The organism is Parapusillimonas sp. JC17 (assembly GCF_052180245.1).
GTDB lineage: Bacteria > Pseudomonadota > Gammaproteobacteria > Burkholderiales > Burkholderiaceae_B > Parapusillimonas.
Genome location: NZ_CP197474.1, coordinates 3132095 through 3145959 on the forward strand (window position 1 = coordinate 3132095; position 13865 = coordinate 3145959).

Here is a 13865-nt window from a genome sequence, read left to right on the forward strand (position 1 = left end):
CAATCACGGTGGCAGGAGCCGATAGCCGCGACCGTGCATGGTCTTGATAAGCGGTTGCCGAAAGGCATCCAGAAGCAGTTTGCGCAACGAATATACATGCGTGCGCAGCGTATTCATGTCCACTTCTTTTTCACCCCATACCTTGTCCCGGATTTGCGCATACGAAAGAAAATCCGGATATGCCTTGATGAGCTCCTCGAATATCCGTGCAGCAGTGCCCGAAAGCTCGAGCTGATCGCCATTATCGGTACGCACCATGAACGTTCCGGGATCGAAACTGATGCCGGGCGCCCGAAGCTCGGGCTTTCGCGGGGAACCAGTCTTGCGCCGGTAGAGCGCGTCCACCCGGAGCTGGAGCTCTCGAAGGTTGAACGGCTTGACCAGATAGTCATCCGCTCCCGTCGAGAATCCTTCTTCCTTGTCCTGCAATTGATCCTTGGCGGTCACCATAATGACCGGCGTGGAGGACTGGAGATCGTTACGCAGGCGCCGGCATATCTCGAACCCTGAAAGCCCGGGAAGCATCACGTCCAGGATGATGACATCATATGGATTGGTCGCGACCAGATGAAGCGCGGTCAATCCGTCCGACGCAAAATCAAGGATATAGCGCTCGTCGTTGAAGAACTCAAAAAGATTCGTTGCCAGTCCGGCGTGGTCTTCGACTATCAGTATTCGTACGGCCTGCCTCAACGACATCACATTGCCTCCAGCCGGTTTTCGAAACGTCTACGGTATCGTAAGCCATTCGCCGGCAACGATTTATCAAAAATATATCAAGAAAACATCAAAAAAGACCGCTCCGCATACCCAAACCTGAACACATTGCCATCGCGCGGCAACTCTTCTGCGACAACGCTAATGAGTACGGATCTTCCCTGAACGAAGCGAACTCAACTGATAGCGAATAATCCTTTCAGCCACCACAACGGAATACGCCGACCCGCTCTACCACTCATAGATGTCGACATGCAATCAGACCAAAATGTATAAATGTGGGTTTAATGAAATCTACGGAGCGACTGCTATGAGCCGCCTTACCATTGACATGACCGCCGAACAGCACCAAAGCCTGAAGGCGATGGCCGCCCTACAGGGCAAGACGATCAAGCAATACACGCTTGAACGGCTATTTCCTACTGACGATCAGGCGTGGCAGGACCTGCAAACCCTTCTGACCAAGCGCATCAATGACGGGTTAGCCGGGAAAGTATCCACCAAAAGCGTGGACGAAATTCTTGATGAAGAACTCGTCAAGGGTGACCACACTTGACCTCGCTTGGCTATCGCCTGGTCGATGCGGCTGAAGCCGATTTACGCGGCATCAGCCGCTACACGCGCAAACAGTGGGGCAATGCTCAGGTGCGCCGTTACATCATTACACTGGAACGACACATGGCCCGCCTGGCCACCCGCCAGGGCGTGTACCAGGACATGAACGCCCTCTAACCAGCGCTGTGCATGGCGCATGTGAGCACCATTACATATGTTGCCTGCCACGCGGGAAAGCGCCGGCGCTGATCGTAGCGATCCTCCACGAACGCATGGACTTGATGACAATTGGCGGTCAGATTAAATCCCGACCCGGTGCACCCGAATAGTTCTGCCCGGGCCTGTCTACGGCCACCTGCTTTCCTCTTCCCGGAGACTTCCCCAGCACACCCTTCCCGCCTTGCGAGCCGGGGCGCTGATGCTCGCCTGGCATGTCGGGTCTCCGTGGGGGAAACGCTATGGTATGTCAGTTTTAACATACCAAAAAACATGAGACTTACCGAAACAGCCTGAGGCGCCCTGAACGCAAAAAACCCGCATGAAACTAATGTTCATGCGGGTTCCGGGTACTTTACAAGTCGTTTTGAAGCGACCTGATTTTTAAATCTTGGTGCGACGGCGAGACTCGAATAGTCAATATCTATGCGGGTTTCAAAGCACATCAACTCTTTAAATACCAAAAGACATACCAAAAACGTGAGGCTTGTATACACCAGCCTAGCGTATTGGCGCCCAGGCCACGAGCTAATACAAGATTCTCACTTGTCCACTATAAGGGATAACACCATGAATGAACCTCTGTCCGAGGTCATCCGTATACGGGTGACCCCGTCTCATGCTGCTCGATTGGGCGAGGCTGCCGCCCTTTCCGGGCTATCCCTCTCTAACTATATAAGGCGGCGGCTGTCCGCCGACGACACGCTGCAGGAAGAATTGACGCTGTTGCGTCAGATCGTGGCCGATTTGGGCCATCTGCGCGACACACGCCTGGCCGCTATCGAAACCGCCCATCTGGTGCGGGCCATGGCCAAACCTGAACAGATTGCCCTAGCGCAACAGACGCTGCAGCATCAACGCTGATCCTTTCATGGCCTGTTCCAAGGCCACCTGCCGTACCCCTTCCCCGGAGACACTTCATGCACACCCTTCCCACCCTGCGGGCCGGGGCGCTGGCGCTCGCCTGCGTCCTGGCTCCTGTCACTCATGCTGCTGGCACTGCTGACTTGCTCACTGGCACCCCCCGCCTGGCCTGCGAAGCAACGTTATGCCTGTCTTCCAGCTTGCGGCCTGGCCAATGCAGTCCATCCCTGGACCACTACTTCGACATCAAGAAGTACAACAAGCACGGCTTGGACTGGTCTGCCACCGTCGCGGCGAGACGTTCCTTTCTATCCCAGTGCCCGGCGTCCGGAGACCCAGGCATGTCAGGCCGCATCGACGCCATTTCTCGTGGAGCGGGGAAATGTGACGCGGAATTCTTGAACCAAAACTATGCCGCTACGGCGTACAAATGGCGCAAACGCGAGTACGGCGGCGACAGCGGAGAGACCATCTACGACATCCATCCGTTGCCTACGGTCACACTCGACCAAATGCCCACCTATTGTGTCGTTTACAACGATCACGCCTGGACGTATGAGCTGTCTGTACGCTACGTTGGCAGGCCAACCATGGGCGGGCACTGGGTTAAAGCCGAAGAGTATGAGGCAGCGCAAGCCAAATGGGATGCGGACCATAATGGTCTATGGGCTAAAGGCTGGAATTTTTCGCTGACGGACCCCAGACACCGGCGCGGACGCTGAAGGAGCCACCCATGATCGCAGAACTTGCCGCCTTGGCCCTGACCTGCGCACCCAACATCCACCCAGTCACGCTGCATGCACTGATTCGTCATGAGTCCCGAATCCGGCAGTACGCCATCGGCGTCAACCGAAAGGGCCGGCACCTACGACGGCAACCTCGTTCCTTGTCCGAAGCGACCGCAGCCGCCGACCGCCTCATTGACCAGGGTATCGACTTCGATGCCGGACTGGGACAGATCAATGTTCGCAACTGGGCGTGGTTGAATCTGGATAGCAAAACCGTCTTTGATCCCTGCTGCAATCTGGCGGCCGCCCAGACTGTACTGGCAGAGTGCTATGCCCGAGCGTTACCCCGACAGGCGGATCCGCAGCATGCCTTGCGCGCCGCACTGTCCTGCTACAACACCGGCAATTTCAAGCGCGGTTTCACCAATGGCTATGTAGGCAAAGTGTTGGCCCAAGCCAAGATCAAGGTTCCGGCCTTGGCACCCTTGGAAAATGAAACGACCAGGCCCGCGGCAAAGGCTACACCGGCAGAGTCGGCGCAAAAACCTGATCAAGAACCACCCACTCAACCCGAAGGTGCACCGGACGGCTTCAGCGCTAATCCGGCAACCGACGGTTTTTCACAAACGCGCGACGACGAACGAGACATCAAGCCAGACTCCGACGCCTGACGCACCCCGGGCCGGCCCGGCTAAGTTCATTCCTTTTCTTATCTACCACACCCCTGCGCCACCTGGTGCCTGGGTCAGGAGCCTTTGCATGTCTCTACTGGAACACATCAGAAACGCTACGTCTCTCCTGCACATCATCAACAAACTGATTACAGCCACACTGCTGTTCGGCATCCATCAGGCTGCATTTGCACAATCCATCGGCGGACTTTCCCGAGCGCAAACCACATTGCAGACCCTCCGAGACAATCTGGATGTCATCCTGCCCATTGCAGCCATCATCATCGGCGTCATCATTTTTGTACTGTATTCCGCAGAGGTCATGCGCAAAGACGATGCCATACGCTGGGGCATCGGCGTACTGCTGGCGGGATCGGCTGCCGAGCTGGTCGTACTGCTTTGGAAGTAAGTCATGGCGACCAACACCTATCCGGTCTTTAGAGGACTGGGCCGCAAGGCCACCTTCATGGGCGTTCCCACCAAGTTGTTACTGGGTGCCTTTACCTGCGTGGCCATGATCGCCATGACGGCAGGCCTGGCGTGGTGGGGCTTGCTGTTCATCGTCATACCCACGCTCGCCATTGTCACCCGCGATGACGATAAAGCCCTCGATGTGCTGTGGCTCGAACTGAAAACGCGACGGCGCAATCGCAATCAACGCTTCTGGCAGGGCTCAAGCTACGCCCTGCAAGGCTATCACCGGCGCCGGCCCTGGCGCGCCTTCATCAAGTAAAGGATGTTTCCATGACTGCTGCTACCACCCTGGCCGTGGACGAACGGCGCGTCTCACGCTATCTGCCTTATTCCCACCACGTCACCGACCAGATCATTGCCTGCGATAACCATGAATATCTGGCGATCATAAAGGTAACGGGCCGCGCGCCGGACGCCTATGCACAAGATGAGCTGAAAGACTGGATCGAAGCGCTGCATAACGTACTACGCGGCTTGCCCATGGGATCGCTTGGCCTGTACTCCCATATCGTGCGCCGCCGCGTCACGGAATACCCCGACAGCACCTTTAACCAACCCTTTGCCTCCCGGTTCGATGCCGCCTACCGTGCCACGTTCGACGCCTCGGGCCTGATGATCAACGACCTATACCTGACAGTGCTCATTCACCCGGTACAGGATCCGATACTGGGCACATTCGCCAGCCTGGAAAAAGCCGACGCGCAACGCATTGCGCACTGGCAGGCCGAATCCATCGAACGCCTGAACGGCATCTTACGCGCCCTGAGCGCGGGCCTGTACCGCTACGATCCGCAAACGCTGGGCATCGTGGATCGCAAGGGCTTTGCTTTCAGCGAAGCCGCCGAGTTCCTGGGATTCCTGCTTTCCGGTACGCACAGGCCCGTACCAATCAGCCGGGAACGCTTGCGAGACACCCTGCCCTATGCCAGGCCGATCTTTGGCCGTCATGGGGAATTGGGCGAACTGAGGACCGTCGCCAGCTCCCGCATCTTCGGCATGATGGAGCTGCGCGACTACCCGGAAACCACAAAACCGGGACACCTGGATCGGCTGCTGGGCCTGCCCCACGAATTCGTGCTCACCCAATCGTGGGGCAGCCATACCGGGGCCGCAGCCAAGAAGCTGGTCAAGAAACACCATAAGCTGCTGGTCGATTCAGGCGACGATTCCATCAGCCAGGTCACCCAACTGACTGAGGCCATGGACGACCTGACGTCAGCTCGCATGGGCCTGGGCGATCATCACGCCACGATGCTGATTTATGGCGACACGGCTGAAGGCGTACGCCAGGCATTGGCTCAGACCGCCACGCTACTAGCCGAAGAGGCGGTCGGCTTCCGGCCACTGGATCGAGCGCTGGAAGCCGGGTTCTGGGCGCAACTGCCAGGTAACTGGCACTGGCGGCCACGTCCAGTGCCCATCACATCGCTCAACTTCCTGTGTTTTTCCAGCCTGCATAACCAGCTGACCGGCAAACCGGTCGGCAACCCCTGGGGGCCAGCGGTCACTCTGCTCAAAACCCAGACAGGTAGCCCGTTCTTTTTCAACTTCCACGCCTCTACCGAGGACTTGGACGAAACTGGAAAACGTCGCCCTGGCAACACCATGATCATTGGAATGACCGGCACGGGTAAGACCGTATTGCAGGGAATGCTGCTCACCCAGGCACAGAAGTTTGGTGCAACGTGTGTTGTTTGGGACAAGGATCAGGGCATGCAGGTGCTCATCATGGCGTTAGGGGGCCGATACTTCAACATCCGACTTGGTGAAACAACAGGCTGGAATCCGTTCCAGATGGAGCCCACCAAAGGAAACGTCGCCTTCATGGTGCGCCTAGTCGTATTCCTGGCCGAGCGCCGAGGCGAAGCTGTCACCACACGACAGCAGGCCGAGATCACCCAGGCAGTGCAGCAGCTAACCACGCTGATCGACCGGGAGGCCCGCACGCTATCGACCCTGAATACCTTGCTACCCAATCCGTACAGTGAGGATGACACCACAAGCACCATCCATGCTCGCCTGGCTCCCTGGTGCCAGGGCGGTGAATACGGCTGGGTGTTCGATAACCCTACCGATGAACTGAGTCTAGCCACCGACACGGGCGAACCTGCCATCTTTGGATTTGATCTGACTGAACTGCTCGATGATGACGCGGTACGGGGCGCAGCCACGATGTATCTGAAGCACCGCATTGATGCCCTGCACGATGGCCGGCGCATCATCAACCTGTACGACGAATGCCAGCACCCATTAAAGGACAGGCATTTTCAGGATGACATGCAGGACGCCAGCCGCACCATCCGCAAGAAAAACGGTGTGCTGGCCTTCGCCACCCAGGAGCCGGGTGCCATCACGGAAAACCCGGTCGGCCCCTCTTTGGTTCAGCAGACAGCCACCTTGATACTGCTGCCCAACCCCAGAGCCAAGGCCCGCGACTACATCGAAGGCTTCGGCCTGTCACCCACCGAGTTCGAGCTGTTGAAGTCTTTGGGCGAGGCCAGCCGCAAGTTCCTCGTCAAGCAAGGCTCCAGCGTCACCGTCGCCCAGCTGGACTTGTCCGGCTGCGAGGATGAACTGCTGGTGTTCTCTGGCAGTCCTGACATGGCCGAGATAGCCGAGCAGGCCGTGGCCCAGGCCGGGCATGATCCGGTTGCCTGGCTACCCGTGTACCTGGACATCGTCAGACAAAGCCGCCAGATAACCGCCATCTCATAAGAAGGTAGCCTATGAAACAAGATACTCATGACCGGGAAAAGCAGCGGGCAGCGCTTGAGCACAACCATCGCCAGGCACAGGCTCGCGACGATCTGCAGACAACAAAGGATGAGGACTTCTATGCCCGTCTGGGGCTTACCGGCTCAGAAGCCGAAGCGGGCACCGCGGATGACGCTTTTGTCATTTCCATCCATTGTGAACGCTGGACACTTCAAGACCTGGAAGCACGTGGAGTCAGTACCCACGATATCGAACTCGACCGCGTCATCGTCGTTGCCGATGATCTGGCGCGCCATGGCCGGGATTACGGGATTTCCGAACCATCGTGCACCGATCCCAGCATGGCCCCGGACATTTGGTTCCGCTCCACGTATCCGCGCCAAGATCGTGCCTATTTTGAGCAAGGTGTACAGAAATATTACAGCCTGCACATTCACGAAGTGAACGGCCACCCACCGAGCCCTATCGAGTATCAACGGGTGGCTGACTTGGTCGGCGTCCGCTTTGATCAAGCAGTGCTAAGGCAGGAACAGGGGCTCGAACAAGAAGGACCAGACCTATGCTTATGAATCCATTCAGCCTCCAAAATATCCCCGCTCCGAATGACGACATGGGCGTACTTTGTCGGTACATCCTGAAACATAAACAAGGACCCGACTGGCTTACAAAGGCTGGGCACGTTTGCAGCGTGACCGACGCCTGGGCAGCATTCCAACGTAGCCCGGCTCACCCCAACAACCGTTCACCATAGGAAACCCAATGAACCGACGAAATTTCATCACTGCCGCTGGTGTCAGTAGCTTAGCAATTCTTTCGGGCTGCAAGACCGAGCCCAACGGAGAAAAATTCATCGGGTACTGGTTCTCGGACAATGGTCGCTATCCCCCAACCCTGGTTCACATTGAACGCAATGGCGATAGCTTTCTGTTCACAGAAACCGCCTGGAATAATTTGGGCACGGTCGGCTACCAGTCCAATACTGTGCCTGCCACACTCAAGGGTTCAGTCAATATCCTCGTAGTGGCCGACGCTGCTCAGGTGGCCTACAAAGAAGCAGATGATGAGATTGTTTCCGACAGCCTGAAGGCCCGGCGCATCACAGAAGCCGAGTACCAGGCCGCCGTTTCCCGAAAGTAGCCGTTTACAGCTCATCCCCGAGCACGACACCAAAAATACGGCGATCCCGTTCGCCGTCACCATTTTTCCCTTGGAGCCCTCATGACACGCTGCAAATTCCTTGCGGCGGGCATCACCTTGTCCGTCACCTTCCTGAGTCCAGCCCACGCCAGTGGTATTCCCACGGTCGATGCAGCCACCATCGCCCAATTGCAGGAACAATTACTGACTGCCCGCGATCAGTTGCAGAACATGACTGAACAGCTACAAACGGCAAAAAGCCAATTGGCAGCTTTCACCCAGTCGAGCGGTTACGGCAGCCTCACGGGCGATCTCGATATCCGCAACCAGCTACGCGCCGCGCTGCCATCCAGCGCCCAAGACCTTCTGGATCGCTCCGGCAGTTCGGGCCTCAACGGGGATGTCTCCCGAATTACTGATGATGTTATGGCACCAGTGGACTTCAGCGAGGATCGCCAACAGCTCTCAAAACGGGCACTGAACATTGAAGCCACAGCAAAGGCCATGAGCGAACGTGCTTATGATTCCATGACCCAACGTCTAGCTAATGTGGATACGCTACAAAGCAAGATTAATCAAACCACCAATCCCAAGGAGATCGCTGAATTACAGGCTCGTATCCAGATTGAGCAGGCCAACATCACCGCAGAGCAGACACGTATTGAACTGGCGTCTCAGCAACTGGAAGCAGAACGTCACTTGCTGCAGGCAAGAGCCGAACGAGTCTATGGCGGCTGGTTTGGAAATAGCTCAGGATCCAGCAACCCCACCGGCCCTGCAGAATAGGGCCGAACATCATGGCCAGCCTCAGCCCTCCCGTCGCACCCCCATCTGCCCCGAGCGACATCGCACAATGGGTCACAACTCAGACTGAAAGCATACTGAGCGATGCCGTCAATGGCCCCATGCAGGCGCTGTTTGAAGCGCTTATGCCGGTTATCGTGGTGGGCCTCACCCTGCAATTCGTTGTGTACGCATTTGCCCTTATGCACGGGCAGAGCAATATGACTGTGACCGAGTTCTTTCGCAAAGCAATTCTCGTGGCCATTATTTCAATGATCTTTGGTGCTGGTGGCCTGTATCAGGCCGGCATCGCGAAGACGATGATCGCGCTGCCGGACGATGTCACACAATTGGCGCTCGGCACAGGTGACGTAGCCTTGGAAGTAGACAGACTACAGAATGAAACTAGTGAGGCATCCAATGCCATGCTCGGCGCTAGTGACCGTCCCTGGTACAACTTCATGCCTTCAACGAAGGAAGTCCTAGTCAGCATTCTGGCAACACTGTTGCGCATCAATGCCGCCGTAGTAGGCAGCATCATCATGGTGATAGTCGTGGTCTGCAAAGTAGGAATGGCCCTAGTCGTCGCAGCAGGCCCGATATTCATTGCCGCCACGTTGTTTGAATCAACCAAGCAGCTTTTCAACAGTTGGGTGTCTCAGGCACTGAACTTCATATTCCTGGCCTTGCTCGCAGGTCTTGTCTTTGGCCTCATCCTGCAACTCAATATTCAACTGATCCGCATGATTGCCGATCAGATCGAAACGGGTGTTTCTGACGTTCTCTCGCTGTTCGGAGCCCAAGTGCTGGTTGGCGCAGCAAGCCTTGTCATCATGGTCATGATTCCAGGCCTCGCCGCCGGACTCTCCAACGGCTTCGGCGCTCAGCTCGGTGTGGGTACCGCTGCCAAAGGCGCGTTCTCCATCATGCGTCTGCGCAGCATGATGCGCCTGCGCGCCAAATAGGCAATCCGCCTGTCGGCCCATACCGGGGCCATCGACCTGCTTTCCATCCCCCCCAATCCTTCTGCCGGTCCGGCAGGACAGGAATCTTCTCATGAAAAACTTCTTTGCCGCCTTGGCGCTGGCCGGGCTGCTGGCTGGCTGCGCCTTTCATGCGCCTCAGCCGCCGCAACCCGTCGACACTCCCCGCGTGCCAGTCAATGCCACGCCGCCTCTTTTCAAAGGAGTTTGACTCGTGTCCTCATCTCTCAAATCCGAAGACGTTGCCGCCTACCTGGAGCAATCGCGCGGCCTGGAGCGCGATCACCTCGGGGAGCTCGTCAGCAGCCGTAAGCGCGCCTGGCAGGTGGCCATCGGCGCGGGCCTTGTCGCCTTGGCCTCCATCGCTGCTGTAGCGGGCCTCACCCCTTTGAAGCAGCCGCCTGAAATGTATGTAGTACGCGTCGATAGCGCCACCGGCACCATCGAACATGTCAGCAGTCTGGGCCAGCCGCTCGAAGACTACGGCCAGCGCATCGCCAAATATTTTCTGAACACTTACGTGCTGAACTGCGAGGGCTACAGCTGGCAAACGATACAGGAGCAATTCGACACTTGCGCTTTGTTGTCCTCCGCGCCCATCCAAACGCAGTACGGCACACGATTCGAAGGGCAGGACGCCGTCACGACACGCCTCGGTACCCAGGGCACAGTCGATGTGCAGGTTCATTCGATCACATTGGGTGCCAACCAGGCCGCCATCGTGCGCTTTACCAAGACAGAGCGGGAAGTCACCACGGGCAACATCACCAAGGTTCAGCACCTGATTGCCACCATGGCGTACCAATACACCGACGTGCCGCTCACCGAAGCGGTCGCCCGTCTGAACCCGCTGGGCTTTCAGGTCATGCGCTATGACCTGGCTGCCGACCTGTCGCGCTGACACCGACAAGGATCTGAAGGAATTCTTATGCTCAAACATTTCCCCAGTCGGCAGGCGCTGGCGCTGTTCTTCTGCCTGGCCATACCTGCCAGCGCCCTGGCGCTGGAGACCCCTCGCTCCTCGCGGCTCGACCACCGCGTGCGTTATGTAAATTACAACGACGCCAATGTCATCCAGCTCAACGCCGTGATCGGCGTGGCCACCCATATCGTGCTGGAGCCAGGTGAGCACTATGTCTACCATGTCTTTGGCGACAGCCAGGCCTATGCATTTACCTACAAGAACAATCACCTGTTCTTCAAGCCCACGGCAGAGGACGCCAACACCAACCTCATCGTTGTCACTGATCGACGCGATTACAGCTTCAGGCTCTCGTACAGCGACAACCGCAACTCAGCCGCCTTGTACAAACTCGTGATCCGTTACCCAGAGGTTGAAGCCAGGCAACGAACTCAGGCCGCACAAGAGGCTGCGATTGAACGATCCTTACAAGCCGTTAGCACTAACATGAACTGGCAGGCCTACACCCGCAGCGGCGATGCGGCCATCGCGCCAGTACACGCCTGGGATGATGGCCGTCAGACCTGGCTGCAGTTTGCGCCGCAAGCCGACATCCCGACCGTGTACCGCGTCACGCCAGACGGCCAGGAAGTCATCACCAATCACCACATGGCAGATGAACGCACCATGGTGCTTCATCGCACGTCTGCCTTATGGCATCTGCGCCTGGGCGACCAAGTGCTGGCGATTCACAACGGCGCCTACGGCACCACACCCATGCCAGCACATACCGGGACGGCATCACCAGCAGTCAGACGCAGCATCAAAGGCACTGCGAGTCCGCAATCGCCCGCTGCGGCACCTGTGCCCACCATCCGCATACGCGAAGCCACGCAAGAAAGGAATTCCCCATGACGGAAAAGGAACAAGACCAGGCACAGGTACGAGCCTCGCAAGAGGGGAATCCAAAAGACGCGAACCTGGAAAGGGAAACGCTGAACCTGGAAGCAACCGGGCGCAGCGCCCCGCGCGGTGCCCGCGCATTTCTGTGGCTCACCATCCTGATCGCTGTGGCAGTGGCTGTCGGTGTGCTCATGAAGGTCTGGAGCCGCGAGTCAGCAGCAAAAGCCGATAACGGCCTGGAAGCCGATCAAAGCGGCATCACCAATCGCCTCAAAGCTCCCAAGGTAGAGCGCCCCACGCCACCTCCAGCACTGCCGCCTCCGACGCCCGAGCCAACGGTGGTGCCCAGCTACAACATCTCGCCACCCATGCCCGCAGCCCCGCCTCCTGTCGACGAACTTACCCAGCGTCGGCTGGCCAGTCCGCTACAGGCCGGTGGTGCAGACGCAAGCGGCACAACCCCAAGCCAGTCAAATGGCCCCCAAGGCCCTTATAGCGATGCTGGCCCTCTGGCCGACAAGCTGCGACCGCTGGAGCTGGCCCCATCAGTGGCTGGGCAACTGGGTGACCGCAACTTCCTTCTCACGCAAGGCACCATGATCGACTGCACCCTGCAGACAAAACTGGTCAGCACCCAGTCCGGGCTTCTGACGTGTCTGGCCACGCACGATGTCATGAGCGCCAACGGCAAGGTCAAGCTCATTGATGCCGGCACCAAATTCACGGGTTATCAGTCTGGAGGCATACAGCAGGGCCAGGCCCGCGCCTTTGTGACATGGAACCGGCTGGAAACGCCTACCGGCGTCATCGTGAATTTGAGTTCGCCCGGTACAGGCCCGCTGGGCGAAGCGGGATTGGGCGGACATATCGACAACCACTTCTGGGAACGCTTTGGCAACGCCATCCTTCTTTCTCTGGTGGGCGACTTCGGTAACTGGGCATCCAATCAAGGGCAATCGGGCAGCAACAACATCCGCTTTGACAACACCGCCGAAGGCGGACAAGAAGCGGTTGCAAAGATATTGGAAAAGTCCCTGGACATTCCTCCCACTCTTTACAAGAACCAGGGCGAGCGTATCGGCATCATGGTCGCCCGCGATCTGGATTTCAGCCACGTCTATGAGCTTGAACCCATCCCCTGAACCGATTCCCTTTGATCGATCCATTGCCGTTCGCACCTTTCTACGGCCCTTGTCCAAACACCTGGAAGACCCTAGCGTCACTGAAATTGCCATCGTGCGGGCCGGTGAGATTTACACCCGTACACGCGGTGCCTGGCAGCTTCACGAATGCCTTCAGCTTTCCTACCCGCACCTGGAAGCTCTGGCCACCGCGCTAGCAGCGTATAACCACATGGCGCGCGGTCCGATTCAATCTGTTGTCCTGCCCGACGGTGAGCGCGGCCAGATTGTGCTGCCCCCCGCCTGCATTGACGGCACGCTGGCCATCAATATCCGCAAGCACGCCCAGGTGGCTCTTTCCCTGGAGGAGTTGCACGCTCAAGGCGCTTTTGAGGCCACTCACGACGCCGCCGCCCAATATACTTCGGACGGTCTTTCGAAAACAGATCAAGAACTGATGGCCCTGAAGGATGCAGGTGACATTCGCGGATTTCTTCTCGCAGCCATTCAGGCCCGCAAGAATCTGGTCATCTCCGGCGCAACAGGATCCGGCAAAACCACCTTTGCGAGATCGCTGATCGACCGGGTGCCCGTCGATGAACGCCTGGTCACCATTGAGGACGTTCATGAACTCATTCTGCCTCGGCACAAAAACCGTATTCATCTGATGTATGGCGGCACACGCGGTCGCGTGTCAGCCACCGAAAGCCTGGCCGCCTGCATGCGCTTGTCGCCAGACCGGATATTCCTTGCCGAACTGCGCGGCCCTGAAACCTGGGATTACTTGGCGGCGTTGAATACCGGCCATCCGGGGTCAGTCACCACCACGCACGCCAATGGGGCCGCCGATACCTTTGACCGCCTGGCGATGCTCATCAAGCAATCACCCACGGGCGGCAACCTCGATCTGCCAACCATCCAGGCCTTTCTACGTCAGACCGTAGACATCGTGTTGCATTTCGAGCGGTTTCGGCTTAAAGAACTTTGGTTTGAACCCAGGCGACAAGTCAACGGCTGAACCGCAGCTAACTACGCCCTGACGGGCATCCATATTCATCCTTGCGGCCAGCCATCGCTTTGCCCGGTCGCATCTACCC

At 57.7% G+C, this 13865-nt stretch carries 18 protein-coding genes; 17 read left to right on the forward strand and 1 reads right to left on the reverse strand.

The genetic code is table 11. The features are described from left to right. Positions 1-3: 3 nt before the first annotated feature. Positions 4-699, reverse strand: coding sequence for a response regulator transcription factor (locus tag ACSBPU_RS15000; protein WP_442592830.1), 696 nt, complete (start codon positions 697-699; stop codon positions 4-6). Between the two features lie 328 nt (positions 700-1027). On the opposite strand from ACSBPU_RS15000, the gene ACSBPU_RS15005 reads away from it, so the two are divergent. The 17 genes from ACSBPU_RS15005 (at position 1028) to virB11 (ending at position 13786) form a co-directional block, all read left to right on the forward strand. Continuing rightward, positions 1028-1273 carry an antitoxin gene (locus ACSBPU_RS15005; RefSeq protein WP_442592831.1) on the forward strand — a complete coding sequence of 82 codons (246 nt, stop codon included), beginning with the start codon at positions 1028-1030 and terminating at the stop codon, positions 1271-1273. Continuing rightward, positions 1270-1449 carry a type II toxin-antitoxin system RelE/ParE family toxin gene (locus ACSBPU_RS15010; protein ID WP_442592832.1) on the forward strand — a complete coding sequence of 60 codons (180 nt, stop codon included), beginning with the start codon at positions 1270-1272 and terminating at the stop codon, positions 1447-1449. The genes ACSBPU_RS15005 and ACSBPU_RS15010 overlap by 4 nt, the downstream gene beginning before the upstream one ends. A gap of 609 nt (positions 1450-2058) precedes the next feature. Further along, positions 2059-2352, forward strand: a complete 294-nt coding sequence (locus ACSBPU_RS15015; protein WP_442592833.1) for a plasmid mobilization protein — start codon at positions 2059-2061, stop codon at positions 2350-2352. 56 nt (positions 2353-2408) lie between these two features. Further along, complete coding sequence (locus tag ACSBPU_RS15020) at positions 2409-3074, forward strand: TrbM/KikA/MpfK family conjugal transfer protein (protein ID WP_442592834.1); 666 nt, start codon at positions 2409-2411, stop codon at positions 3072-3074. 11 nt (positions 3075-3085) lie between these two features. Continuing rightward, positions 3086-3751, forward strand: a complete 666-nt coding sequence (locus ACSBPU_RS15025) for a lytic transglycosylase domain-containing protein (protein WP_442592835.1) — start codon at positions 3086-3088, stop codon at positions 3749-3751. Between the two features lie 88 nt (positions 3752-3839). Then, positions 3840-4160: a TrbC/VirB2 family protein gene (locus ACSBPU_RS15030; protein WP_442592836.1), complete on the forward strand. Its 321-nt coding sequence runs from the start codon at positions 3840-3842 to the stop codon at positions 4158-4160. 3 nt (positions 4161-4163) lie between these two features. Then, on the forward strand, positions 4164-4484 hold the full coding sequence (locus ACSBPU_RS15035) for a type IV secretion system protein VirB3 (protein WP_442592837.1): 321 nt from the start codon (positions 4164-4166) through the stop codon (positions 4482-4484). Between the two features lie 11 nt (positions 4485-4495). Then, positions 4496-6940, forward strand: a complete 2445-nt coding sequence (locus ACSBPU_RS15040; RefSeq protein WP_442592838.1) for a VirB4 family type IV secretion/conjugal transfer ATPase — start codon at positions 4496-4498, stop codon at positions 6938-6940. 11 nt (positions 6941-6951) lie between these two features. Next, entirely contained in the window at positions 6952-7509 is a 558-nt protein-coding gene (locus tag ACSBPU_RS15045; protein WP_442592839.1) for a hypothetical protein, read from the forward strand. Positions 7510-7699: 190 nt separating this feature from the next. Then, positions 7700-8077: a hypothetical protein gene (locus ACSBPU_RS15050; protein WP_442592840.1), complete on the forward strand. Its 378-nt coding sequence runs from the start codon at positions 7700-7702 to the stop codon at positions 8075-8077. An 81-nt stretch (positions 8078-8158) separates the two neighbouring features. Then, complete coding sequence (locus ACSBPU_RS15055) at positions 8159-8863, forward strand: type IV secretion system protein (protein WP_442592841.1); 705 nt, start codon at positions 8159-8161, stop codon at positions 8861-8863. An 11-nt stretch (positions 8864-8874) separates the two neighbouring features. After that, positions 8875-9825: a type IV secretion system protein gene (locus ACSBPU_RS15060; protein ID WP_442592842.1), complete on the forward strand. Its 951-nt coding sequence runs from the start codon at positions 8875-8877 to the stop codon at positions 9823-9825. A 91-nt stretch (positions 9826-9916) separates the two neighbouring features. Continuing rightward, positions 9917-10054, forward strand: a complete 138-nt coding sequence (locus ACSBPU_RS15065) for a conjugal transfer protein (RefSeq protein ID WP_442592843.1) — start codon at positions 9917-9919, stop codon at positions 10052-10054. A gap of 3 nt (positions 10055-10057) precedes the next feature. Further along, complete coding sequence (locus ACSBPU_RS15070) at positions 10058-10744, forward strand: virB8 family protein (protein ID WP_442592844.1); 687 nt, start codon at positions 10058-10060, stop codon at positions 10742-10744. 27 nt (positions 10745-10771) lie between these two features. Next, positions 10772-11659, forward strand: coding sequence for a TrbG/VirB9 family P-type conjugative transfer protein (locus ACSBPU_RS15075; protein WP_442592845.1), 888 nt, complete (start codon positions 10772-10774; stop codon positions 11657-11659). Next, positions 11656-12789, forward strand: coding sequence for a type IV secretion system protein VirB10 (gene virB10, locus ACSBPU_RS15080; protein ID WP_442592846.1), 1134 nt, complete (start codon positions 11656-11658; stop codon positions 12787-12789). Before ACSBPU_RS15075 ends, virB10 begins: the two co-directional genes overlap by 4 nt. Further along, positions 12767-13786: a P-type DNA transfer ATPase VirB11 gene (virB11, locus tag ACSBPU_RS15085; protein ID WP_442592847.1), complete on the forward strand. Its 1020-nt coding sequence runs from the start codon at positions 12767-12769 to the stop codon at positions 13784-13786. The genes virB10 and virB11 overlap by 23 nt, the downstream gene beginning before the upstream one ends. The last annotated feature ends 79 nt before the right edge of the window (positions 13787-13865 follow it).

Coding starts and splice junctions, on each gene's coding strand:
- ACSBPU_RS15030 (WP_442592836.1), top strand. CDS start 3,840: ATGTCTCTACTGGAACACATCAGAAACGCTACGTCTCTCCTGCACATC.
- ACSBPU_RS15000 (WP_442592830.1), bottom strand. CDS start 699: ATGTCGTTGAGGCAGGCCGTACGAATACTGATAGTCGAAGACCACGCC.
- ACSBPU_RS15065 (WP_442592843.1), top strand. CDS start 9,917: ATGAAAAACTTCTTTGCCGCCTTGGCGCTGGCCGGGCTGCTGGCTGGC.
- ACSBPU_RS15055 (WP_442592841.1), top strand. CDS start 8,159: ATGACACGCTGCAAATTCCTTGCGGCGGGCATCACCTTGTCCGTCACC.
- virB11 (WP_442592847.1), top strand. CDS start 12,767: ATGAGCTTGAACCCATCCCCTGAACCGATTCCCTTTGATCGATCCATT.
- virB10 (WP_442592846.1), top strand. CDS start 11,656: ATGACGGAAAAGGAACAAGACCAGGCACAGGTACGAGCCTCGCAAGAG.
- ACSBPU_RS15035 (WP_442592837.1), top strand. CDS start 4,164: ATGGCGACCAACACCTATCCGGTCTTTAGAGGACTGGGCCGCAAGGCC.
- ACSBPU_RS15025 (WP_442592835.1), top strand. CDS start 3,086: ATGATCGCAGAACTTGCCGCCTTGGCCCTGACCTGCGCACCCAACATC.
- ACSBPU_RS15040 (WP_442592838.1), top strand. CDS start 4,496: ATGACTGCTGCTACCACCCTGGCCGTGGACGAACGGCGCGTCTCACGC.
- ACSBPU_RS15015 (WP_442592833.1), top strand. CDS start 2,059: ATGAATGAACCTCTGTCCGAGGTCATCCGTATACGGGTGACCCCGTCT.
- ACSBPU_RS15045 (WP_442592839.1), top strand. CDS start 6,952: ATGAAACAAGATACTCATGACCGGGAAAAGCAGCGGGCAGCGCTTGAG.
- ACSBPU_RS15050 (WP_442592840.1), top strand. CDS start 7,700: ATGAACCGACGAAATTTCATCACTGCCGCTGGTGTCAGTAGCTTAGCA.
- ACSBPU_RS15020 (WP_442592834.1), top strand. CDS start 2,409: ATGCACACCCTTCCCACCCTGCGGGCCGGGGCGCTGGCGCTCGCCTGC.
- ACSBPU_RS15060 (WP_442592842.1), top strand. CDS start 8,875: ATGGCCAGCCTCAGCCCTCCCGTCGCACCCCCATCTGCCCCGAGCGAC.
- ACSBPU_RS15075 (WP_442592845.1), top strand. CDS start 10,772: ATGCTCAAACATTTCCCCAGTCGGCAGGCGCTGGCGCTGTTCTTCTGC.
- ACSBPU_RS15005 (WP_442592831.1), top strand. CDS start 1,028: ATGAGCCGCCTTACCATTGACATGACCGCCGAACAGCACCAAAGCCTG.